Source organism: Pseudomonas sp. NPDC089547 (assembly GCF_050280665.1).
GTDB lineage: Bacteria > Pseudomonadota > Gammaproteobacteria > Pseudomonadales > Pseudomonadaceae > Aquipseudomonas.
This window is the reverse complement of record NZ_JBNNVS010000049.1, coordinates 1-20,878: the sequence shown is the minus strand read 5'-3', so window position 1 is coordinate 20,878 and position 20,878 is coordinate 1. Positions and strand designations below refer to the sequence as shown.

The following is a 20,878-nucleotide window of genomic DNA, read 5'->3' as shown; positions in this document are numbered from 1 at the left end:
GGAGACCTTTGATGATCAAGTCCCGTGCTGCCGTAGCCTTCGAGGCCAAGAAACCCCTGGAAATCGTCGAAGTCGACGTCGCCATGCCCAAGGCCGGTGAAGTGCTGCTGCGCGTGGTTGCCAGTGGTGTGTGCCACACCGATGCCTACACCCTGTCCGGTGCAGACCCGGAAGGCATCTTCCCGTCGATCCTTGGCCACGAAGGCGGCGCGATCGTCGAAGCGGTAGGCGAGGGCGTGACTTCGGTTGCCGTGGGTGACCATGTGATCCCGCTGTACACCCCGGAGTGCGGCAAGTGCAAATTCTGCCTGTCGGGCAAGACCAACCTGTGCCAGGCCATCCGCGCCACCCAGGGTAAAGGCCTGATGCCGGACGGCACCACGCGCTTCTCCTACAAGGGCCAGCAGCTGTTCCATTACATGGGCACCTCGACCTTCTCCGAGTACACCGTGCTGCCGGAAATCTCCGTGGCCAAGATCCAGAAAGAAGCCCCGCTGGAAAAGGTGTGCCTGCTGGGCTGTGGCGTCACCACCGGTATCGGCGCGGTACTCAACACCGCCAAGGTCAAGCCGGGTGACACCGTGGCCATCTTCGGCCTCGGCGGCATCGGTTTGTCGGCAGTGATCGGTGCGGTCAAGGCCAAGGCCTCGCGCATCATCGCCATCGACATCAACCCGGCCAAGTTCGAAATTGCCCGCCAGCTGGGAGCCACCGACTGCATCAACCCGAAAGACTACGACCGCCCGATCCAGGAAGTGATCGTCGACCTCACCGACGGTGGCGTGGACTTCTCTTTCGAGTGCATCGGCAACGTGCAACTGATGCGTGCGGCGCTGGAGTGCTGCCACAAAGGTTGGGGTGAGTCGGTGATCATCGGTGTGGCCGGTGCCGGCCAGGAAATCGCCACACGTCCGTTCCAGCTGGTGACCGGCCGGGTATGGCGCGGTTCGGCGTTCGGTGGCGTGCGTGGCCGCAGCGAGCTGCCAAGCTACGTGGAAATGTCCGAGAAGGGCGAGATTCCGCTGGATACCTTCATCACCCACACCATGGGCCTGGAAGACATCAACAAAGCCTTCGACCTGATGCATGAAGGCAAGAGCATCCGCAGCGTGATCCACTTCTGAGGTCAGCCATGAGCCTGGATAACATCTCCTGCCAGAAGAGCTTCGGCGGCTGGCACAAGCGTTACCGGCATCACTCCAAGGTGCTGGGCTGCGACATGGTGTTCGCCGTCTACCTGCCGCCGCAGGCTGAGCAGGGCGAGAAGCTGCCGGTGCTGTATTGGCTCAGTGGCCTCACCTGCACCGATGAGAACTTCATGCAGAAGGCCGGCGCCCAGCGCCTGGCCGCGGAGCTTGGGCTGATCATCGTCGCCCCCGACACCAGCCCGCGTGGCGAGCAGGTGCCGGGCGACCCGGATGGCGCCTGGGACTTCGGCCTGGGGGCTGGCTTCTACCTCAACGCCACCCAGCAACCCTGGGCCAAGCACTACCGCATGCACGACTATGTGGTGGAGGAGTTGCCCGCCCTGATCGAGGCGCATTTCCCGGCATCGGGCGAGCGCAGCATCAGCGGCCACTCCATGGGCGGGCATGGCGCGCTGGTGTGCGCCTTGCGCAACCCGGGGCGCTACCGCTCGGTGTCGGCGTTCTCGCCGATCAGCAACCCGATGGATTGCCCGTGGGGCGAGAAGGCCTTCAGCCGCTACCTGGGTGAAGACCGTGCGCGCTGGCGTGAATGGGATGCCAGCGTATTGCTGGCCGAAACCCCAGCTGGCGAATGCCCGCCGTTGCTGGTGGACCAGGGCGACCGTGACGACTTCCTCGAAAAGCAGCTCAAGCCTGAAGCGCTGGAGCAGGCCGCACGCAAAGGGGGCCATGAACTGACCCTGCGCCTGCAGCCGGGCTATGACCATAGCTACTACTTCATTGCCAGCTTCATCGAAGAGCACCTGCGCCATCATGCGGTGGCACTGGGTCGGGTGTAACGCATGGCTGTAGGAGCGGCCTTGTGTCGCGATCGGGCCGCAGAGCGGCCCCCCTGCTGTTAGTGTTGATGCATATATCGCCGGGGCTGCTTTGCAGCCCGATCGCGACGCAAGGCCGCTCCTACATGGCGGCCCCAATACCGGCTAAAGCAGGTAGAATCACGCCCTGACTCATTCAGGGCGTTTTTCTATGCGTATTGGCCACGGCTACGATGTGCACCGTTTCTGCGACGGTGATTTCATTACCCTGGGCGGGGTGCGTATCCCCCACAAATACGGCCTGCTGGCCCATTCCGACGGCGACGTGCTGCTGCACGCCCTGAGCGATGCCTTGCTGGGCGCTGCGGCGCTGGGCGACATCGGCAAGCACTTCCCCGACACCGACCCACAGTTCAAGGGTGCTGACAGCCGTGTGCTGCTGCGTCATGTGGTCGGTATCGTCAAAGACAAGGGCTGGAAGGTCGGCAATGTCGACGCCACCATCGTCGCCCAGGCGCCGAAGATGGCCCCGCACATCGAAACCATGCGCCAGCTGATCGCCGAAGACCTGCAGGTCGAGCTCGACCAGGTCAACGTCAAGGCCACAACCACCGAAAAACTGGGCTTCTGTGGCCGCGAGGAGGGTATTGCCGTGCATTCGGTTGCCCTGCTGCTGCCAGCATGACCGAACTGGAACTGCTGGGCCCGCGCGCATCGGGCGAACCACTGGGTACCGCCGTTCTCAAGGCGGTAGCCGAAGACTTCCAGGTCGACGAAGTGCTGGACATTCCACTGTCCGGTCAGGGTGAGCACCTGTGGCTGTGGGTCGAGAAGCGTGACCTTAACACCGAGGAAGCCGCCCGCCGCCTGGCCCGCGCTGCCGGTGTGCCGGTGCGCACCATCAGTTATGCCGGGCTCAAGGACCGGCAGGCCCTTACCCGCCAGTGGTTCAGCCTGCACCTGCCGGGCAAGGCCGACCCGGACCTGTCGCGTGCCGAAGACGCCAGCCTGCGCGTGCTCAAGCAGGTGCGCCACCAGCGCAAGCTGCAGCGCGGCGCGCATTCGGCGAACGGTTTTACCCTGCGCCTGACCGGCCTGGTTGCCGATCACCAGGCGGTTGATGCCCGTCTGGAACAGCTCAAACAGCACGGCGTGCCCAACTATTTCGGCACCCAGCGCTTCGGCCATGGCGGCGGCAACGTCCATGACGCCCTCGACTGGGCCGCTCGCAAAGCCTTGCCCGAACAGCGTAATGTGCGTTCGCGCCTGCTTTCGGCCGGGCGCAGCTACCTGTTCAATCGGGTGCTGGCTGCACGTGTCGCCGAAGGTAGCTGGGCGCGTGCGCAAGTCGGCGACCTGCTGGCGTTCACTGACAGCCGTAGTTTTTTCCCGGCGGGTGAGGCGGAATGTGCCGACCCACGCCTGGCGATTCTTGACCTGCACCCGACCGGCCCGATGTGGGGCGAGGGCGCTTCGCCTGCTGGCGGGGCCACTGCCCACCTGGAAAACACCGTCGGCGCAGGCCAGCCGGCACTTTGCCAGTGGCTGGCCCAGGCGGGCATGGATCACGAACGGCGTATTTTGCGGCTCCCTATTGGCGGCCTGACATGGCATTATCCCGAGCCTGATATCCTGCAACTGGAATTCGTCCTGCCGGCCGGATGCTTCGCCACCGTGGTGGTGCGTGAAGTCGTGGATCTGGTGTCGGCAGGGCAGACGGACAGCCCATGCGTATTCTGATTTCGAACGACGACGGTGTTACCGCACCCGGCATCGCCGCGCTGCACGCTGCGCTGGTGGATTATGCCGAGTGCGCGGTGATCGCCCCGGATCAAGACAAGAGCGGCGCCGGCAGTTCGCTGACGCTGGACCGGCCGCTGCACCCGCAAACCCTGGCCAACGGTTTCATCAGCCTCAACGGCACGCCAACCGACTGCGTGCACCTGGGGCTCAACGGGCTGTTGCCGTACACGCCAGACATGGTCGTGTCGGGCATCAACCTGGGGGCCAACCTGGGTGATGACGTGCTGTATTCGGGCACGGTCGCCGCAGCGTTGGAAGGCCGCTTTCTGGGCGGTACGTCGCTGGCCTTCTCGCTGTTGTCACGCCAGCCGGACAACCTGCCGACCGCAGCCCATATCGCCCGCCGCCTGGTCGAGGCACAGTCGCGCCTGGCGCTGCCGCCACGCACCGTGCTCAACGTCAATATCCCCAACCTGCCGCTCGAGCATATCCGGGGCATCCGGCTCACCCGTCTCGGGCACCGGGCCCGGGCGGCGGCACCGACCAAGGTGGTCAACCCACGCGGCAAGGAAGGCTACTGGATCGCCGTGGCCGGTGATGCCGAAGACGGCGGGCCGGGTACCGACTTCCATGCAGTCATGCAGGGCTACGTATCGATCACCCCGCTGCAACTCGATCGCACCTTCAATGATGCCTTCGAGCAACTCGACGGTTGGCTGGAGGGCCTGCTCTGATGCGCGAGGACGATATGCTGCGGCGCGGTATCGGCATGACCTCCCAGCGTACCCGGGAGCGGCTGATCCAGCGGTTGTGCGAGGAGGGTGTTTCGAACACCAAGGTGCTCGACGTGATTCGACGTACCCCGCGCCACCTGTTCGTCGACGAGGCACTGGCGCATCGTGCCTACGAAGATACCGCACTGCCCATTGGCCATAACCAGACCATCTCGCAGCCGTTCATGGTTGCCCACATGAGCGAGCTGCTGCTCGAGGCCGGGCCGCTGGACAAGGTGCTGGAGATTGGTACCGGGTCGGGTTACCAGACGGCGATCCTGGCCCAGCTGGTGGAGCGGGTGTTTTCGGTAGAGCGCATCAAGGTGCTGCAGGACCGTGCCAAAGAGCGCCTGGTGGAGTTGAACCTGCGCAACGTGGTATTCCGCTGGGGCGATGGTTGCGAAGGGTGGCCGGCGCTGGCGCCGTACAACGGCATTATCGTCACGGCGGTTGCGCCGGAAGTGCCGCAGGCGCTGCTTGACCAGCTGGCACCCGGGGGCCGCATGGTGATCCCGGTGGGGCCGGCCGGCGAAGCACAGCAACTGATGCTGATTGTGCGCGAGGAGCATGGATTCTCCCGCCGCGTGCTGGGGGCCGTGCGCTTCGTGCCGCTGCTCAATGGCCCGCTGGCCTGAGCGCTGCGGGTAGGCGCCGCGCGGTATTTTTGCGCAAGCGGCGAATTCTTGCAGCTTCGTCCTGTCTATCTGGCGGTGCAAAGCGCTAGTGCGCAACGGGGCTTTGCAACAGCCTTTTGCACCAGCCTGCCAATCACGGCCAGCTTGGTTATAATTGCAATATTATTGCATTTCTTGTCTTCATATCGTTTTTGGCACCATGAGGGGAGCGCGGGTGGGTCACACAGTCATTCGGCAGCGCAAGGACGGGTCGGGTTTCAAGCTTCTGGTGATTGCACTGGCCATGGGCACGCTACTGGTGGGTTGCTCAAGCAGCAGCAGTAGCAGCAGCGCGCGGGTGGTCGACCGCAACAACAGCGTGCCCAAGCGCCCGGCAGTGACCTCCGGGCAGTACGTCGTCAAGCCTGGCGACACCCTGTTCTCCATCGCCTTCCGTTATGGCTGGGACTACAAGGAGCTGGCCGCCCGCAACGGCATAGCGGCGCCTTATACCATCCGCCCAGGCCAGGCGATTCGTTTCAGCAGCGGTTCGAGCAGCAGCACCACGGTGGTGTCCAACCCATCCTCGTCGAGCCGCACCACGGTCACGCGGCGGCCTGTGGGCAGCACTGCCACATCGTCTGCCAACACCAGCAAACCGGCCACGCCGGCGCCTTCCAGCAGCACCCCGGTGGCAGCCACCGTGCCCGCCGCGGAGCGTGCGGTAGGCGGCTGGACATGGCCCGCCAACGGCGTGCTGATTGGAAAATTCGCTTCAAACGGTAGTTTGAATAAAGGCATTGATATCGCCGGTGATTTGGGACAGCCTGTTTTTGCTGCGTCTGATGGTGCGGTGGTTTACGCCGGGAGTGGTTTAAGGGGCTACGGCGAGCTGATCATCATCAAGCACAGCGATACCTACGTCAGTGCCTACGGTCATAACCGCAGGCTGTTGGTTCGGGAGGGGCAGCAGGTCAAGGCAGGGCAGTCGATTGCTGAAATGGGGTCCACGGGCACTGATCGGGTGAAGCTGCATTTCGAGATTCGCCGCCAGGGCAAACCCGTCGATCCACTCCAGTTCCTGCCACGCCGTTGATCGTTGTACCCGGCCTGTTCCTCTGATGTAGAGGGGACAGGCTCAAGCGCTGCCAGGGATAAAGGTGCCGCTCGAGTCTGAGTTCGAACTCAGCAAAGGACTATAACAATGGCTCTCAGTAAAGAAGTGCCGGAGTTTGACATCGACGATGACGTCCTCCTGATGGAGACGGGCATCGTTTTGGAAACGGATGTGGTGTCAGACGAACCTGCTGTATCTTCGGTTCGGACGAGGGCCAAGTCGGGCTCTTCGCTCAAGCAACACAAGTATATCGATTACACCCGGGCGCTCGATGCCACCCAGTTGTATCTCAACGAGATCGGCTTCTCGCCGTTGCTTTCGCCGGAAGAGGAAGTGCATTTTGCGCGCTTGTCGCAAAAGGGCGACCCTGCTGGCCGCAAGCGCATGATCGAAAGCAACCTGCGCCTGGTTGTAAAAATTGCCCGTCGTTACGTTAACCGCGGCCTGTCGCTGCTCGACCTGATCGAGGAGGGCAACCTGGGGCTTATCCGTGCGGTCGAGAAGTTCGACCCGGAGCGTGGTTTCCGTTTTTCGACCTATGCGACCTGGTGGATCCGCCAGACCATCGAACGGGCGATCATGAACCAGACCCGCACCATTCGCCTGCCGATCCACGTGGTCAAGGAACTGAACGTCTACCTGCGCGCCGCACGCGAGCTGACCCAGAAGCTCGACCACGAGCCTTCGCCGGAAGAAATTGCCACATTGCTGGAAAAACCGGTCGCCGAGGTCAAGCGTATGCTCGGCCTGAACGAGCGTGTGTCTTCGGTGGATGTGTCGCTTGGCCCGGACTCTGACAAGACCCTGCTCGACACCCTGACCGACGACCGCCCGACCGACCCGTGCGAACTGCTGCAGGATGACGACCTGTCGCAGAGCATTGACCAGTGGCTGGGCGAGTTGACCGATAAGCAGCGTGAAGTGGTAGTACGCCGCTTTGGCCTGCGCGGGCACGAAAGCAGCACCCTTGAAGATGTGGGCCTGGAGATTGGCCTGACCCGTGAGCGGGTGCGGCAGATTCAGGTGGAAGGGCTTAAGCGTCTGCGGGAAATCCTGGAGAAGAATGGCTTGTCCAGCGAGTCGTTGTTCCAGTAGCGAAAGCCTGTAATACAAAACGCCCCGATGTTCTCGGGGCGTTTTTGTGTGTGGCGGAAAGTGCTGATCCGTTTGAAATTGCCGGGGGCGCTGCGCGCCCCGATCGCGACACAAGGCCGCTCCTACAGATGACCGCAATTATCTGCCTGATCGTGTCCATTCTGTAGGAGCGGCCTTGTGTCGCGATTGGGCTGCAAAGCAGCCCCAAAATCTGTCCGAAGAAACAGATATCCAATGTGTACCACGCCACCCCAGTAACATTGCATGTAAGCCTTTTCTTACTTGTTTTGTAAGCTATCTATGCATGCTTCAGTAAATCATTGTCGTTTCCAGCCCCTGTATTTTTCCAAACCATTGAAACTCATGGATTATTCGGCTGTGAGGAAATGTGTCCCTTGCAATACCTTGTGAGGTTTCGCGCTTGCTCGCTCAGCTCAACCCGCTAGTATTCGAACTGTGCACACGGACATGCACAGGCTTCCAGGGAGGAGGCCAGGGACATCGCAAGAAGCGATTTCATCAGGATGATGTTTGGGACAAGCAGGGACTACGGAAAAAAATGTGGGCGGGTCAAACCGCCCCTTTTTTTGCCCGCAGAAAAACAAAAAAGGCCCCGAGGGGCCTTTTCTTGTCCGGGCGCTATCAGCGCTCCAGGTCTGCAATCTTGCCAGTCTTGCCGTCCCACTCTTCAGCGTCCGGCAGGGCATCCTTACGCTCGGTGATGTTAGGCCAGACTTCCGCCAGTTCGGCGTTCAGCTCGATGAAGTTCTCCATCCCGGCAGGGATCTCGTCTTCCGAGAAGATGGCTTGCGCCGGGCATTCCGGTTCGCACAGGGCGCAGTCGATGCACTCGTCCGGGTGAATGACCAGGAAGTTCGGGCCTTCGTAGAAGCAGTCCACCGGACAGACTTCCACGCAGTCGGTGTATTTGCATTTGATGCAGTTGTCGGTGACGACGAAGGTCATTTCTAGTTCTCTCCTCAGGCGACGGCGGCGGCCCTTCCTCTCAGGGCCGCGCGGTTTACTGGTATGTGGCTGCAGGCCAGGCTAATAACCTGCAGCACCAGCAAACCGCGGCGGATTCTACCAGCTTGTAGTGGGCGCCGTTATAACAGGTTCTTTAGTTGATATAGCATTTCGATAGCTTGACGCGGGGTCATGTCGTCCAGCTGCAGCTTGCCCAGCTTCTCGATGGCCGGGTGAGGCAGGCTGGCGAACAGGTCGCTCTGGTGCGGCACCTGGGGTACATCCTTGGCCTTGTGGGCCGGGACTTGTTCATGCGGCAGGCTGGTGGTTTCCAGGCGCGCCAGGTGTTCGCGGGCACGCTGGATGACCACCGTGGGCACGCCGGCCAGCTGTGCCACAGCCAGGCCGTAGCTCTGGCTGGCAGGGCCAGGCAGAACATGGTGCAGGAACACGATGCGTTCGTTGTGCTCGGTAGCGTTCAGGTGGACGTTGGCCACCAGCGGCTCGCTTTCCGGCAGCACGGTGAGCTCGAAGTAGTGGGTGGCGAACAGTGTGTAGGCACGCAGCTGGGCCAGGCGCTCGGCAGCGGCCCAGGCCAGCGACAGGCCGTCGAAGGTGCTGGTGCCGCGGCCCACTTCGTCCATCAGCACCAGGCTGCGGTCGGTGGCATTGTGCAGGATGTTGGCCGTTTCGCTCATCTCGACCATGAAGGTCGAGCGCCCGCCGGCCAGGTCGTCGCTGGACCCGATACGGGTGAAGATGCGGTCGACCAGTGACAGCTCGCAGCTGGCCGCCGGCACGAAGCTGCCGATGTGCGCCAGCAGTACGATCAGGGCGGTCTGGCGCATGTAGGTGGACTTACCGCCCATGTTCGGGCCGGTGATGATCAGCATGCGCGTGCTGTTGTCCAGGCCCAGGTCGTTGGCCACGAATGGCGTGGTCAATACCTGCTCCACCACCGGGTGGCGGCCTTGCTCGATGCGCAGGCACGGTTCGTCGACGAAGCGCGGGCAGTTCAGGTCGAGGTTGAGCGCACGTTCGGCCAGGTTGCTGAGCACATCCAGTTCGGCCAAGGCGGCGGCACTGTCCTGCAGCGGCGCCAGGTGGCTGATCAGGGTTTCCAGCAGGGCGTCATAGAGCATTTTCTCGCGGGCCAGGGCGCGGCTTTTCGCCGACAGCGCCTTGTCCTCGAACGCTTTCAGCTCGGGGGTGATGAAGCGTTCGGCGCCCTTGAGCGTCTGCCGGCGGATGTAGTCGCCCGGCGCTTGCTCGGCCTGCTTGGTCGGCAGCTCGATGAAGTAGCCGTGTACGCGGTTGTAGCCGACCTTGAGGTTGGCCAGGCCGGTGCGGGCCTTTTCCCGGGCTTCCAGGTCGATCAGGAACTGGCCGGCGTTTTCGCTGATGGCCAGCAGGTCGTCCAGTTCGTTGTCATAGCCGGCCTTGAGCACGCCGCCGTCGCGAATCACCGCTGGCGGGTTGTCGATGATCGCCCGCTCAAGCAGGCTGGCCAGCTCCGGGTAGGTGCCGGTAATGGCTGCAAGGCGCGCCAGGTGCGGCGCTTCCAGCTCGGTCATGGCGTTTTGCAGCTCGGGCAGCGCGCCCAAGGCATCGCGCAGGCGCGCCAGGTCACGAGGGCGGGCGTTGCGCAGGCCGATACGGGCGAGGATCCGCTCGATGTCGCCAATTTCCTTCAGCTGCGGTTGCAGCTTCTCGAAGCGGTAGCTGTCGAGCAGGCAGCGGATCGAGTCCTGGCGTGCTTGCAATACTTTCAGGTCGCGCAGCGGGCGGTTCAGCCAGCGGCTCAGCAGGCGGCTGGCCATGGCGGTCTGGCAGCGGTCGACCACCGATTGCAGGGTGTTTTCACGCCCACCCGCCAGGTTGACGTCCAGCTCCAGGTTGCGACGGCTGGCGCCATCGAGGATGACCGTGTCGTCCAGGCGCTCGTGGCGCAGGCTGCGCAGGTGCGGCAGGGCGGTGCGCTGGGTTTCCTTGGCGTAGGTCAGCAGGCAGCCGGCGGCGCCAATGGCCAGGGTCAGCTTGTCGCAGCCAAAGCCCTTGAGGTCCTTGGTCGCAAACTGCTGGCACAGGGCTTTGCGTGCCGAGTCGCGGTCAAAGTCCCACGGCGCACGGCGGCGGGCGCCTGGGCGTTTTTCGGCGGGCAGGTCACGTGGCCAGTCGTCGGGGATCAACAACTCGACCGGGTTCAGGCGCTCAAGCTCGGCCAGCAGGTTTTCCCAGCCCTTGATCTCCTGCACGCTGAAGTTGCCGCTGGTGATGTCCAGCACGGCCAGGCCGAACAGGCGTTCGTCGCCGAGCAGTGCGGCAATCAGGTTGTCGCGGCGCTCGTCGAGCAGCGCTTCGTCGCTGACCGTGCCGGGGGTGATAATGCGCACCACCTGGCGTTCCACCGGGCCCTTGCTGGTGGCCGGGTCGCCAATCTGCTCGCAGATCACCACCGATTCGCCCAGCTTGACCAGCTTGGCCAGGTAGCCTTCCAGCGAGTGGAACGGAATCCCGCACATGGGGATGGACTGGCCGGCCGACTGGCCGCGTGCGGTCAGGGTGATGTCCAGCAGTTTTGCGGCCTTCTTTGCATCTTCGTAGAAGATTTCGTAGAAGTCGCCCATGCGGTAGAACATCAGCTGGTCCGGGTGCTGGTTTTTCAGCTTCCAGTACTGCTGCATCATCGGGGTGTGTGCGGAAAGATCTGAAATTGCTTTATTCATCAAAGGCTTAGAAAGTAGGTCTCAACATTGTGGGGCAAATTGGGGCGTTCCGTGTTGCATGCGCGACGCCGAGACCCACCTGGATTTTCAAGCCGCATAGGTTAACACGGCTACCGCACAGGCAGCACCTGCAACGCCGGGCAGCGCAGGTGTAAGGGCATGGCTTGTTGACAGCATGGTGCTCCCATGGAAGATTGCGCGCTTTTGGCCGTGCCAAGTTAACCGTTATTGCAATCAGGTTGGTTAGTGCAGTGAGTGGAATTCGTTTTGATGTCGATGCGGTTTTTTGTATCTCCCTCGACACGCGGGATGACCGGCGCAAGCTGTTCAGTGAAACCATCGGGCGGCAGCTGGACAACGAAGTGGTCTTTCATGTCGTGGCGAAAAACAGTGACCCCAAGCGTGGTTGCTACGAATCGCATCAGCAGTTGGCACGTCACGCACTGGACAACGGGCTGGATCGAATCCTGATCTTCGAAGACGATGCCAAGGCTTATGATTTCAAGCCTTCGCAGGTGCGCTGGGTGAACCGCTTCATGCAGAACCGCTCTTTCCAGGCCCTGCACCTGGGCTATTCCATGGGGCGAACCTGGCTGACGTGGTTCCCGTTCATTGCCAGGGGGCGGGTGGTTGCACTGCACGCTTATGTACTGTCGCGCGAAGGCTGCCGGATCCTGGCAGAAGCGCCCTACGATGGCACACCCGTGGATGTTGTGGTCAAGCACAAGATCCGTCAGCACTGTGTGTTCCCGATGCTGTATCGCCAACATGCTGCAGCTGTGGCGGGTAGCGATCTGGAGCAGGTAGTGCGTAATGAGGATGAGTGGTGGGAGCGTAACTGGGCCAAGCACCGGCGTTCACCGATCAGGAACTTCTGGCGTACCGTACTGCGGCTGAACTTCTGACATGCCCCATTGGCTGAGGCGTATGATCTGCGGACTGTACAGGCACAAAGCGGTCGAGGTCGAACGCCTGTTCATTGGCGAGATCGTCATTTCGCGGCAGGTTTGTTGTCGTTGTGGCTGCCCGCTTCGCGATCTGGCTGAATATCAGTGAACGCAACTAGCTGATAGGGTAGAGGGCAGCCTTCCAGGAGCCCGACATGGACCCGATCACCACGCTTGCCACCCGCCTGGGTGAGCACCTGCGCCGTTTCAATGCACAAGTGACCACCGCCGAATCCTGCACCGGCGGCGGCATTGCCGAAGCCATCACCCGCATACCTGGCAGTTCGGCCTGGTTCGAGGCCGGCTACGTGACCTATTCCAACGCTCAGAAAACCCGCCAGTTGGGGGTGCCCGAGGCCTTGTTCGGCCAGGTGGGCGCAGTTAGCCAGGAAGTGGTCGAAGCCATGGTTCGCGGTGCCCAGGCTGCCAGCGGCGCGCGCTTTGCCGTGGCGGTAAGCGGTGTGGCCGGTCCGGACGGTGGCTCTGCAGCCAAGCCGGTGGGCACCGTGTGGCTGGCCTGGGGTGACGACAGCCGGGTATTCAGCGAGCGCCGCCAGTTCGACGGCGACCGCGAAGCCGTGCGCCGACAGACGGTGATCGCCGCGTTAGACGGCTTGTTACAGCTTGGTGCCGAGTAAATCGACGACAGGGGTTTGCGTCAGCGCCTGCCTGTGGAATAATACTGGCTACTTATACAGGTATTCCGGCCGTCAGGGCCACGTCGAACACGTGAGGATTTCAATGGACGACAACAAGAAGCGCGCCTTGGCTGCGGCCCTGGGTCAGATCGAACGCCAATTCGGCAAAGGCGCAGTCATGCGCATGGGCGACCAGGAACGCCAAGGTATTCCTGCCATCTCCACCGGTTCCCTGGGCCTGGACATCGCCCTGGGCATTGGCGGCCTGCCAAAAGGCCGTATCGTCGAGATCTACGGCCCGGAGTCGTCGGGTAAGACCACGCTGACCCTGTCGGTCATCGCCGAAGCCCAGAAAAACGGCGCTACCTGTGCCTTCGTCGACGCCGAGCACGCCCTGGACCCTGAATACGCTGGCAAGCTGGGTGTCAATGTTGACGATCTGCTGGTCTCGCAGCCGGATACTGGCGAACAGGCCCTGGAAATCACCGACATGCTGGTGCGTTCCAACGCCGTTGACGTGATCATCGTCGACTCCGTGGCCGCCCTGGTACCAAAGGCCGAGATCGAAGGCGAAATGGGTGACATGCACGTGGGCCTGCAGGCCCGCCTGATGTCGCAGGCGCTGCGCAAGATCACCGGTAACATCAAGAACGCCAACTGCCTGGTCATCTTCATCAACCAGATCCGTATGAAGATCGGTGTGATGTTCGGCAGCCCGGAAACCACCACCGGTGGTAACGCCCTGAAGTTCTACGCCTCGGTACGTCTGGACATCCGTCGTACTGGCGCGGTCAAGGAAGGCGACGAGGTGGTCGGCAGCGAAACCCGCGTCAAGATCGTCAAGAACAAGGTTTCGCCACCGTTCCGCCAGGCCGAGTTCCAGATCCTCTACGGCAAGGGCATCTACCGTAACGGCGAGATCATTGACCTGGGTGTGTCCCAAGGCCTTGTCGAGAAGTCGGGTGCCTGGTACGCCTACCAGGGCAACAAGATTGGTCAAGGCAAAGCCAACGCTGCCAAGTACCTGGCCGAGAACCCGGCTATTGGTGCAGAGATCGAGAAGCAGATCCGTGACAAGCTGCTGAAAGCGGGTGCTGTTGCTGAAGCGGGTAAAGCTGCTGCTGCCGAAGCTGATGCCGATGACATGGCAGACGCTGACGCTGGTTATTGATTCCGCGATAGATAGCCAATATGTCCGCCGTACTCGACACCCCCGTCGCCATCCGGCGGACAGCCATGGACCTGCTCGCGAGACGTGAGCATGGTCGCGTCGAGCTGACGCGTAAGTTGCGTCAGCGCGGTGCTTTGGATGAGATGATCGAGCCTGAACTCGACCGGCTCACCGAAGAAGGGCTGCTCAGTGAGGCCCGCTACCTCGAAAGCTTTATCCGCTACCGTTCCGGCTCTGGCTATGGCCCTGTGCGTATTCGCGAAGAGCTGGGCCAGCGCGGCTTGGCGCGCAGTGATATCGACCAGGCATTGCGTGAGAGCGAAGTGGATTGGGGCGAGCGCATGCGTGATGTGTGGCAGCGCAAGTTCGCCGGGCAGCGGCCGCAGGATCCGCGTAGCCGTGCCCAGCAAACCCGGTTCCTGGCTTACCGGGGGTTTCCCATGGATTTGATCGGCCGCCTGCTCAGTGGGCGGGATCTGGACGATTACTGAAGTCTATGCGTTGGCTTCGGGCTCACACGGTCTCTGCGAGAGATTGCCCAGCCCATTGGGCTGTACTGTCGCGTGCACCGCGTACCCTGTGGGAGCGGGCGAGCCCGCGAACACCGGCAAAGCCGGTGCCATTCACCGCGCTGGCTTTTTCGCGGGTGAACCCGCTCCCACAGGTATTGCGCTAGCTTCGGGCGCACACGATACATGTGGGAGCGGGCGAGCCCGCGAACACCGGCAAAGCCGGTGCCATTCACCGCGGTGGCTTCTTCGCGGGCTCGCCCGCTCCCACAGGTATGGCGCTGGCTTCGGGTTAACACGATCCCTGTGGGAGCGGCTTCAGCCGCGAACACCGGCAAAGCCGGTGCCATTCACCGCGCTGGCTTTTTCGCGGGCACGCCCGCTCCCACAGGTATGGCGCTGGCTTCGGGCTCACGCGATCTCTGTGTGAGCGGCCGGCACCATCAACTGGCCTTCAACGCCTCCCTGGCCCGCTGGGTGGTATGCATCGGCTGCGGCTTGGCCCAGTTCTCCGGCAGGTTGATGAAGTCCACCAGTTCGCGCAGTCGGCCCTGGTCCCGGCCATTGAAGGCGAACGACAAGCGCGTCAGGTGGCTGAAGTTGCCTACCTCATGCTCGGCGCCGCTGTCCGGTTGCTGGTAGTACTTGCCACTCAGGCGCAAGTCGGCAAAACCCTCCTGAATGTCGAACAGTGCCGCTTCGCTCAGCGGGTGGTGCATGCGGATCACGAATTGGCTCTTCAGCCAGCGGCTGGAGTGGTAGTTGCTGTAGAACTGGTTGATCTCCTCCACGGCCTCATCGGCACTGTGCACCAGGCGCACCAGCTTCAGGTCGCTGGGCAGGATGTAGCGGTTTTCTTCCAGCTGGCGGCTGATAAAGTCCAGGCAGTCACGCCAGAAACTGCCACCGGGTGAGTCCAGCAGCACCACCGGTACCAGAGGGCTCTTGCCGGTCTGGATCAAGGTCAGTACTTCAAGCGCTTCATCGAGGGTGCCGAACCCCCCCGGGCACAGCACCAGGGCATCGGCCTCCTTGACGAAGAACAGCTTGCGGATAAAGAAGAAGTGGAAGGGCAGCAGCTTGTCGGTGCCGCCCACGGTCGGGTTGGCATGTTGCTCGAAGGGCAGGGTGATGTTGAAACCCAGGCTGTGGGCGCTGCCAGCGCCTTCGTGCGCGGCGGCCATGATGCCGCCGCCGGCACCGGTGATGACCATCAGGTCGGAGCACGCCAGGGTGGCGCCAAGCTCGCGGGCCAAGGCGTACATCGGGTGTTCCAGCGGCGTGCGTGCAGAGCCGAACACGGTCACCTTGCGCCGGCCTTTGTAGTGCTGCAGGGTGCGGAATGACTGGTCCAGTTCGCGCAAGGCCTGCAGGGTGATCTTGGCGCTCCAGCGGTCGCTGTCGTCATGGGCCATGCGCAGGACGGTCAGCATCATGTCGCGGTACAGCGGCAGGTTGGGGCTGTCGGGTGCTACCAGTTGCAGTTGTGCGTCGATATTGCTGAGGTCGATGTTGTTGTCGCGGAAGTGGCTGAACAGCAGTTCATTCGATTGGTAAGGCATGCAACGTCTCCTTCTGCACCAATACCCATGACCTCAATCTAGACCTTCGCGACCGATTGTGCCGGGCGGTTTGCCACAACCGCCGGTCGGCCTGCCGCCAGCGGCAGCATGGGTTTGGTTAACTGGTAAAGCGAAACGTGTCGATGCAGGAGGTGGCGGTATGCATCGCTTGACCATCGAAGTGGACCGGCAGCTTTATCAGCAGCTGGAAAGTGCGGCTCAGGTGCATCACCTGAGCCTGGAGGCCGAGTGCCAGCGCAGGTTGGCGGGGGTCGAGTGCCAGTCGCGCTACTTGCAGGCGTTATTGGCCGAGATGCGTGCCGAGGCCGCCGAGGGGCGCTGGTGCGCCCGCGAGGACGAGAAGGTGTAGCCCGAAAGCGGCTGTTACTTCTTCTTGTTGCCGGCTACGCAACTGGCGCTGTCGAAGGCCTGGTCCATGATTGGCTGGTTGGTCTTGTAGACCGTGAAGCGGTAGACCATGACCGCGCCTTTGGACATCAGGTTGCGGAAGCCGCTGTTGCGGCAGACGCTGTCACCCAGCTGGCTGCGAACCTGCTCCGGGTTGGCCTGCATGCGCTCGGCGTGGCTCTGGCGCACGCTCAGGTGGTTGACCAGCGCCTTGCCTTCAACGGTGTAGCCTTGATCGAGGATGTCCTCGTTGATGGCGCGCGGGGTGCCCGCGCTGCTTTCTTTGGCAACCTTCTGCAGCGTCTTGTTCAGGTCATAGTCCTGCTTGGAAGCCGCCTGGGCTGCCAGGGGCAGGGCGAGCAACAGGCTCAGGGCGGGGACGATAAGGCGCAGCATGAATCTCTCCTGGTTCGATGACTGGCGCTTTGACATGCGCGGGTCGACGGCGTTCCGTAAAACCGCACGGCATGAGCCGATGGCGCGGTAAAGCATCGATTATAAAGAGCGCCTTGCCACCTGCACAGCAAATGCCCCCTGTTCTGGTAGACTTGCGGTCTTGTTTTTTCCGAGTCATCCCAGTGTCGATTTCCGTTCCGTCCAGAGGCTTGCCGGCATGAGCCACGCGGTAGCGCGCCTGCGCGCCGAGCGCCTGGCCCGCAGCATCAAACCTTTCATCGCCCGTGGCTCGCGTGCCGAGCGCTGCCCGGACTGCCGGGTCATTGCCACCCACTGCCTGTGCGCCTGGAAACCCCGGGTGCAGGCAGACTCAGGCGTGTGCCTGCTGATGCATGACACCGAGCCGCTGAAGCCCACCAACACCGGCTGGCTGATTGCCGACCTGATCGAAGACACGTCCGCCTTCGGCTGGTTGCGTACTTCGGTCGACGAGCGCTTGCTGGCCTTGCTGGACGACCCGTGCTGGCAGCCCTACATCGTCTTCCCGGGGGAGTTCGTGGCCGAGCAGCGGGTGGTCAGCGAGGTGGTGCGTGAACCGGGCAAGCGCCCGCTGTTCATCCTGCTTGATGCCACCTGGACCGAAGCGCGCAAGATGTTCCGCAAAAGCCCGTACCTGGACCGTTTCCCGGTGTTGAGCCTTGAGGCCGAGCAGATGTCGCGCTACCGCCTGCGGCGCTCCAAGCGTGACGACCACTTCTGCACGGCAGAAGTGGCGGCCATGTGCCTGGACCTGGCCGGCGACACGCAGGCCTCGCAGGCACTGGATGCCTACCTGGACGTGTTCAGTCTGCACTACCTCAGCGGCAAGCGGCGCCTGCCGCTGGATGAGCAGGACGACACCCATCAGCGTTTGCATACCTTCCTATAGTCCAAGGGGCACAACCCCTGCTTTGGTTCATAATGACGGAGCTGGCAGCCAGGGTGGGCGAGACGGCAGGGCGATTGGCTTGACCACCCTTGACCGTGCTCGGCATCCTTGGCGCCGATTCCCCGCCGGGCGCTTCTCTTACCCCTCAGTGCCTGGCACAGAACAGGATCCTTAGATCGATGGCCACATACGAAATCCTGATTGCCGATGACCACCCACTGTTCCGTGGCGCCCTGCGCCAGGCCGTTACCCTCGGCCTGGGGCCGGATGTACGCCTGGTCGAAGTCGCGAGTATTGCCGAGCTGGAAACCCGACTGAGCGAGAAAGCCGACTGGGACCTGGTGCTGCTGGACTTGAACATGCCGGGTGCCTACGGTTTTTCCGGGCTGGTGCTGCTGCGCGGGCAATACCCGCAGATCCCCGTGGTGATGGTTTCTGCGCAGGAAGAGGCCGCCGTGGTGGTCAAGTCCCGCGAGTTTGGTGCCAGTGGCTTCATTCCCAAGTCCAGCACCCTGGAAGTCATCCAGGATGCAGTGCGCAAGGTGCTGGACGGTGAGGTCTGGTGGCCGCCGCAGGCATTCGAGAAGGTTGATGTATCGGCTGAGGCCAAGGCCGCCAGCGAGGGGCTGGCCAGCCTGACGCCGCAGCAGTTCCGCGTGCTGACCATGGTCTGCGAAGGCCTGCTGAACAAGCAGATTGCCTATGAGCTGAGCGTCTCCGAGGCAACGATCAAGGCCCACGTGACCGCCATTTTCCGCAAGCTGGGCGTGCGTACCCGGACCCAGGCCGCGCTGCTGCTGCAACAACTTGAATCGGTTGCCAGCAACTGACTGCGCGTGGCTTCACGCTTTTTTGACCCGGGCCGGTCTAGTCTGCTGGCCTTTCCGTTGTGAAGTGACTCACATGACATCGCCATTCAAAGGCCAGACCGGCCTGAAACGTATCTTCAACGCCGCTGGCTATTCGCTGGACGGCTTGCGCGCAGCCTTCAAGGGGGAAGCCGCGTTCCGTCAGCTGGTGCTGCTCAACGTGCTGCTGATCCCGATCGCATTCTGGTTGCCGGTAAGCCGCGCGGAGCGGGCGATCATGATAGCCGTGTGCCTGCTGGGGCTGATCGTCGAGCTGTTCAACTCGGCGGTAGAAGCGGCCATTGACCGCATTTCGCTGGAGCGCCACCCCCTGTCGAAAAACGCCAAGGACATGGGCAGCGCCGCGCAACTGGTGGCACTGACCATGGTGGCGCTGGTGTGGGGCGTGATCCTGCTTTAAGCGATCGGTGGCAGTACGATTTCGTCACTGCGGGTAAAGCCCGCAGTGAAGTTGCGGCACAGGTCGAGAAACTCACGCATGGCCGAGGTCTGGTACTTCTGCTTGTGCCAGATGAAGTAGAACTGGCGCATCAGGTCCAGCTCCGGCGTTTCCACCGGCACCAGGCTGCCGCGGCGGAATGCATCCCGCAGGGCCAGGCGCGAAATGCAGCCAATGCCCAGGCCCGACTCCACAGCGCGCTTGATTGCCTCGGTGTGTTCCAGCTCCAGGCGGATGTTGAGGTTGGCGCGGTGATGGCGCATGGCCTGGTCGAAGGTCAGGCGCGTGCCCGAGCCTTGCTCGCGCAAAATCCACGCCTCTTGCGACAGGCTTTCGATATCGGCACGGCCCAGTTTGGCCAGTGGATGCTGCGGCGCGCAGAACACCACCAACTCGTCTTCGACCCAGGGCTGCACCTCCAGGTCCGGGTGGTTGCAGTCGCCTTCGATTAGACCCAGATCAATTTCGTAGTGCGCCACCTGTTGCACGATATGTGCAGTGTTCTGAACATGCAGCTTCACCTGGCTTTCCGGGTGGGTCTGCATGAAGCTGCCGATCAGCAGGGTGGCCAGGTAATTGCCGATGGTCAGCGTGGCGCCGACCGCCAGCGAGCCGAAACCGGACTTGCCGTTGAGCAGGTCCTCGATCTCCTTGGCCTGGTCGAGCAACGCCACTGCCTGTGGTAGCAGTTGATGGCCGAGCGCGTTGAGGGCCAGGCGCTTGCCTGCACGGTCGAACAGCTGGCAGCTCGATTGCCGCTCAAGCTCGGTAATGGAGGTGCTGGCGGCCGACTGCGACAACGCCAGCAGGCTGGCGGCCCGCGAGACGCTTTGATGCTGGGCGACGGCGACGAAGACCTGTAGTTGACGAAGTGTGAATCGCATATCGATATAACCGATAACACATATCTTGATAATCCAGTTAACAGATATTGTCGCTGCCCCTAAACTATCGCGCAACTGCGCGTTTTGCGCGCCGCGTTTTTCTTCAGGAGCCCCATCGATGAGCAACATGAACCACGAACGTGTCCTCAGTGTGCACCACTGGAACGACACCCTGTTCAGCTTCAAGTGCACCCGCGACCCGGGCCTGCGCTTCGAGAACGGTCAGTTCGTGATGATCGGCTTGCAGCAGGAAAGCGGCCGTCCGCTCATGCGTGCCTATTCCATCGCTTCGCCGAACTGGGAAGAGCACCTGGAGTTCTTCAGCATCAAGGTGCCGGACGGCCCGCTGACCTCGCAGCTGCAGCACCTGAAGGAAGGCGACGAGATCATCATCAGCAAGAAGCCTACCGGTACCCTGGTGCTCGACGACCTGAACCCGGGCAAGCACCTGTACCTGCTGAGCACCGGCACTGGCCTGGCGCCGTTCATGAGCGTCATCCAGGACCCGGAAACCTACGAGCGCTTCGAGAAAGTGATCCTGGTACACGGCGTGCGTTACGTGAACGAAGTGGCTTACCGCGAGTTCATCACCGAGCACCTGCCGCAGAACGAGTTCTTCGGTGAGTCGGTTCGCGACAAGCTGATCTACTACCCGACCGTGACCCGTGAACCGTTCGAGAACCAGGGCCGCCTGACCGACCTGATGCGCAGCGGCAAGCTGTTCAGCGACATCGGCCTGCCACCGATCAACCCGCAGGACGACCGTGCCATGATCTGCGGCAGCCCGAGCATGCTCGACGAAACCAGCGAAGTGCTGGACAGCTTCGGCTTGAAGGTTTCCGCCCGCATGCGCGAGCCGGGTGACTACCTGATCGAGCGTGCCTTCGTCGAGAAGTAAGGCGCAGGCTGGTACAAGAAGGCGACCCTCGGGTCGCCTTTCTTATGCCTGGGATTCAAGTATTGCCTGTACCGGCCCTTTCGCGGGCAAGCCCGCTCCCACAGGTACAGCACAGACCTGTAAAAGTGCACGGTCCTGTGGGAGATTCTATGGCCGGAGGCAAATTTTCAGTAGAAAAGCCCACGGCCTCTCTCAGCAACATCCAGGCACGAATCAGCCTGCCAGAGAA

At 62.2% G+C, this 20,878-nt stretch carries 22 protein-coding genes; 17 read left to right on the top strand and 5 right to left on the bottom strand.

Annotated elements, in window-relative coordinates:
* Positions 1 to 11 precede the first annotated feature (11 nt).
* From ACQKPZ_RS23925 to rpoS, 8 genes are all read left to right on the top strand, one after another.
* Positions 12 to 1,124, top strand: a complete 1,113-nt coding sequence (locus ACQKPZ_RS23925; RefSeq protein WP_016712915.1) for an S-(hydroxymethyl)glutathione dehydrogenase/class III alcohol dehydrogenase — start codon at positions 12 to 14, stop codon at positions 1,122 to 1,124.
* Positions 1,125 to 1,132: 8 nt separating this feature from the next.
* Entirely contained in the window at positions 1,133 to 1,987 is an 855-nt protein-coding gene (gene fghA / locus ACQKPZ_RS23920) for an S-formylglutathione hydrolase (RefSeq protein WP_427542937.1), read from the top strand.
* Positions 1,988 to 2,177: 190 nt separating this feature from the next.
* Entirely contained in the window at positions 2,178 to 2,651 is a 474-nt protein-coding gene (gene ispF, locus ACQKPZ_RS23915; protein ID WP_427542934.1) for a 2-C-methyl-D-erythritol 2,4-cyclodiphosphate synthase, read from the top strand.
* On the top strand, positions 2,648 to 3,706 hold the full coding sequence (truD, locus tag ACQKPZ_RS23910) for a tRNA pseudouridine(13) synthase TruD (RefSeq protein WP_427542931.1): 1,059 nt from the start codon (positions 2,648 to 2,650) through the stop codon (positions 3,704 to 3,706). Before ispF ends, truD begins: the two co-directional genes overlap by 4 nt.
* Positions 3,694 to 4,443, top strand: coding sequence for a 5'/3'-nucleotidase SurE (gene surE, locus ACQKPZ_RS23905; protein WP_427542928.1), 750 nt, complete (start codon positions 3,694 to 3,696; stop codon positions 4,441 to 4,443). Before truD ends, surE begins: the two co-directional genes overlap by 13 nt.
* Before the next feature lie 35 nt (positions 4,444 to 4,478).
* On the top strand, positions 4,479 to 5,117 hold the full coding sequence (locus tag ACQKPZ_RS23900) for a protein-L-isoaspartate(D-aspartate) O-methyltransferase (protein WP_003252348.1): 639 nt from the start codon (positions 4,479 to 4,481) through the stop codon (positions 5,115 to 5,117).
* 214 nt (positions 5,118 to 5,331) lie between these two features.
* Positions 5,332 to 6,192, top strand: a complete 861-nt coding sequence (locus tag ACQKPZ_RS23895) for a peptidoglycan DD-metalloendopeptidase family protein (protein ID WP_427542924.1) — start codon at positions 5,332 to 5,334, stop codon at positions 6,190 to 6,192.
* A gap of 108 nt (positions 6,193 to 6,300) precedes the next feature.
* Complete coding sequence (gene rpoS / locus ACQKPZ_RS23890; RefSeq protein WP_009686059.1) at positions 6,301 to 7,308, top strand: RNA polymerase sigma factor RpoS; 1,008 nt, start codon at positions 6,301 to 6,303, stop codon at positions 7,306 to 7,308.
* A 642-nt stretch (positions 7,309 to 7,950) separates the two neighbouring features.
* Here the strand turns inward: rpoS and fdxA are convergent.
* A complete protein-coding gene (fdxA, locus tag ACQKPZ_RS23885; protein ID WP_012270863.1) occupies positions 7,951 to 8,274 on the bottom strand; it encodes a ferredoxin FdxA in 324 nt (107 codons plus the stop codon).
* Between the two features lie 140 nt (positions 8,275 to 8,414).
* The gene (gene mutS / locus ACQKPZ_RS23880) at positions 8,415 to 10,988 is read right to left on the bottom strand and encodes a DNA mismatch repair protein MutS (RefSeq protein WP_427542961.1); all 2,574 of its coding nucleotides are present in this window, start codon (positions 10,986 to 10,988) and stop codon (positions 8,415 to 8,417) included.
* 263 nt (positions 10,989 to 11,251) lie between these two features.
* Here mutS and ACQKPZ_RS23875 point away from each other — a divergent pair, with 263 nt between their 5' ends.
* The 4 genes from ACQKPZ_RS23875 (at position 11,252) to recX (ending at position 14,247) form a co-directional block, all read left to right on the top strand.
* Positions 11,252 to 11,905 (top strand): hypothetical protein, encoded by a 654-nt coding sequence (locus ACQKPZ_RS23875; RefSeq protein WP_427542921.1) that lies wholly within the window; start codon positions 11,252 to 11,254, stop codon positions 11,903 to 11,905.
* A gap of 197 nt (positions 11,906 to 12,102) precedes the next feature.
* Complete coding sequence (locus ACQKPZ_RS23870) at positions 12,103 to 12,585, top strand: CinA family protein (protein WP_427542918.1); 483 nt, start codon at positions 12,103 to 12,105, stop codon at positions 12,583 to 12,585.
* 103 nt (positions 12,586 to 12,688) lie between these two features.
* On the top strand, positions 12,689 to 13,756 hold the full coding sequence (gene recA, locus ACQKPZ_RS23865; protein ID WP_110746074.1) for a recombinase RecA: 1,068 nt from the start codon (positions 12,689 to 12,691) through the stop codon (positions 13,754 to 13,756).
* A gap of 20 nt (positions 13,757 to 13,776) precedes the next feature.
* Positions 13,777 to 14,247 carry a recombination regulator RecX gene (gene recX / locus ACQKPZ_RS23860; RefSeq protein ID WP_427542915.1) on the top strand — a complete coding sequence of 157 codons (471 nt, stop codon included), beginning with the start codon at positions 13,777 to 13,779 and terminating at the stop codon, positions 14,245 to 14,247.
* A gap of 461 nt (positions 14,248 to 14,708) precedes the next feature.
* Here recX and ACQKPZ_RS23855 read toward each other — a convergent pair whose 3' ends face one another.
* Entirely contained in the window at positions 14,709 to 15,827 is a 1,119-nt protein-coding gene (locus tag ACQKPZ_RS23855) for an LOG family protein (protein ID WP_427542912.1), read from the bottom strand.
* A 160-nt stretch (positions 15,828 to 15,987) separates the two neighbouring features.
* On the opposite strand from ACQKPZ_RS23855, the gene ACQKPZ_RS23850 reads away from it, so the two are divergent.
* Entirely contained in the window at positions 15,988 to 16,197 is a 210-nt protein-coding gene (locus ACQKPZ_RS23850; protein WP_391137688.1) for a hypothetical protein, read from the top strand.
* A 14-nt stretch (positions 16,198 to 16,211) separates the two neighbouring features.
* On the opposite strand, the gene ACQKPZ_RS23845 is transcribed toward ACQKPZ_RS23850, so the two are convergent.
* A complete protein-coding gene (locus tag ACQKPZ_RS23845; protein WP_427542909.1) occupies positions 16,212 to 16,631 on the bottom strand; it encodes a quorum-sensing-regulated virulence factor family protein in 420 nt (139 codons plus the stop codon).
* A gap of 217 nt (positions 16,632 to 16,848) precedes the next feature.
* Here ACQKPZ_RS23845 and ACQKPZ_RS23840 point away from each other — a divergent pair, with 217 nt between their 5' ends.
* The 3 genes from ACQKPZ_RS23840 to ACQKPZ_RS23830 all read left to right on the top strand — a co-directional run bounded on the left by ACQKPZ_RS23840 (position 16,849) and on the right by ACQKPZ_RS23830 (position 18,828).
* Entirely contained in the window at positions 16,849 to 17,559 is a 711-nt protein-coding gene (locus tag ACQKPZ_RS23840; protein WP_427542906.1) for a tRNA-uridine aminocarboxypropyltransferase, read from the top strand.
* A 179-nt stretch (positions 17,560 to 17,738) separates the two neighbouring features.
* Positions 17,739 to 18,389 carry a response regulator transcription factor ErdR gene (gene erdR / locus ACQKPZ_RS23835; RefSeq protein ID WP_003252375.1) on the top strand — a complete coding sequence of 217 codons (651 nt, stop codon included), beginning with the start codon at positions 17,739 to 17,741 and terminating at the stop codon, positions 18,387 to 18,389.
* Between the two features lie 73 nt (positions 18,390 to 18,462).
* The gene (locus ACQKPZ_RS23830; protein WP_010952700.1) at positions 18,463 to 18,828 is read left to right on the top strand and encodes a diacylglycerol kinase; all 366 of its coding nucleotides are present in this window, start codon (positions 18,463 to 18,465) and stop codon (positions 18,826 to 18,828) included.
* Here the strand turns inward: ACQKPZ_RS23830 and finR are convergent.
* Positions 18,825 to 19,751: a LysR family transcriptional regulator FinR gene (gene finR / locus ACQKPZ_RS23825; RefSeq protein WP_391137677.1), complete on the bottom strand. Its 927-nt coding sequence runs from the start codon at positions 19,749 to 19,751 to the stop codon at positions 18,825 to 18,827. The genes ACQKPZ_RS23830 and finR overlap by 4 nt on opposite strands.
* Before the next feature lie 118 nt (positions 19,752 to 19,869).
* On the opposite strand from finR, the gene fpr reads away from it, so the two are divergent.
* Entirely contained in the window at positions 19,870 to 20,649 is a 780-nt protein-coding gene (gene fpr, locus ACQKPZ_RS23820; RefSeq protein WP_016501130.1) for a ferredoxin-NADP reductase, read from the top strand.
* Positions 20,650 to 20,878: the final 229 nt, after the last annotated feature.

What these genes read in the sequence shown, in the direction of transcription:
- ACQKPZ_RS23870 (WP_427542918.1), top strand. Translation starts at nt 12,103, where the DNA reads ATGGACCCGATCACCACGCTTGCCACCCGCCTGGGTGAGCACCTGCGC.
- ACQKPZ_RS23840 (WP_427542906.1), top strand. Translation starts at nt 16,849, where the DNA reads ATGAGCCACGCGGTAGCGCGCCTGCGCGCCGAGCGCCTGGCCCGCAGC.
- erdR (WP_003252375.1), top strand. Translation starts at nt 17,739, where the DNA reads ATGGCCACATACGAAATCCTGATTGCCGATGACCACCCACTGTTCCGT.
- surE (WP_427542928.1), top strand. Translation starts at nt 3,694, where the DNA reads ATGCGTATTCTGATTTCGAACGACGACGGTGTTACCGCACCCGGCATC.
- fdxA (WP_012270863.1), bottom strand. Translation starts at nt 8,274, where the DNA reads ATGACCTTCGTCGTCACCGACAACTGCATCAAATGCAAATACACCGAC.
- ACQKPZ_RS23925 (WP_016712915.1), top strand. Translation starts at nt 12, where the DNA reads ATGATCAAGTCCCGTGCTGCCGTAGCCTTCGAGGCCAAGAAACCCCTG.
- ACQKPZ_RS23855 (WP_427542912.1), bottom strand. Translation starts at nt 15,827, where the DNA reads ATGCCTTACCAATCGAATGAACTGCTGTTCAGCCACTTCCGCGACAAC.
- recX (WP_427542915.1), top strand. Translation starts at nt 13,777, where the DNA reads ATGTCCGCCGTACTCGACACCCCCGTCGCCATCCGGCGGACAGCCATG.
- recA (WP_110746074.1), top strand. Translation starts at nt 12,689, where the DNA reads ATGGACGACAACAAGAAGCGCGCCTTGGCTGCGGCCCTGGGTCAGATC.
- ACQKPZ_RS23850 (WP_391137688.1), top strand. Translation starts at nt 15,988, where the DNA reads ATGCATCGCTTGACCATCGAAGTGGACCGGCAGCTTTATCAGCAGCTG.
- fpr (WP_016501130.1), top strand. Translation starts at nt 19,870, where the DNA reads ATGAGCAACATGAACCACGAACGTGTCCTCAGTGTGCACCACTGGAAC.
- fghA (WP_427542937.1), top strand. Translation starts at nt 1,133, where the DNA reads ATGAGCCTGGATAACATCTCCTGCCAGAAGAGCTTCGGCGGCTGGCAC.
- ispF (WP_427542934.1), top strand. Translation starts at nt 2,178, where the DNA reads ATGCGTATTGGCCACGGCTACGATGTGCACCGTTTCTGCGACGGTGAT.
- finR (WP_391137677.1), bottom strand. Translation starts at nt 19,751, where the DNA reads ATGCGATTCACACTTCGTCAACTACAGGTCTTCGTCGCCGTCGCCCAG.
- ACQKPZ_RS23900 (WP_003252348.1), top strand. Translation starts at nt 4,479, where the DNA reads ATGACCTCCCAGCGTACCCGGGAGCGGCTGATCCAGCGGTTGTGCGAG.
- ACQKPZ_RS23845 (WP_427542909.1), bottom strand. Translation starts at nt 16,631, where the DNA reads ATGCTGCGCCTTATCGTCCCCGCCCTGAGCCTGTTGCTCGCCCTGCCC.
- truD (WP_427542931.1), top strand. Translation starts at nt 2,648, where the DNA reads ATGACCGAACTGGAACTGCTGGGCCCGCGCGCATCGGGCGAACCACTG.
- rpoS (WP_009686059.1), top strand. Translation starts at nt 6,301, where the DNA reads ATGGCTCTCAGTAAAGAAGTGCCGGAGTTTGACATCGACGATGACGTC.
- ACQKPZ_RS23830 (WP_010952700.1), top strand. Translation starts at nt 18,463, where the DNA reads ATGACATCGCCATTCAAAGGCCAGACCGGCCTGAAACGTATCTTCAAC.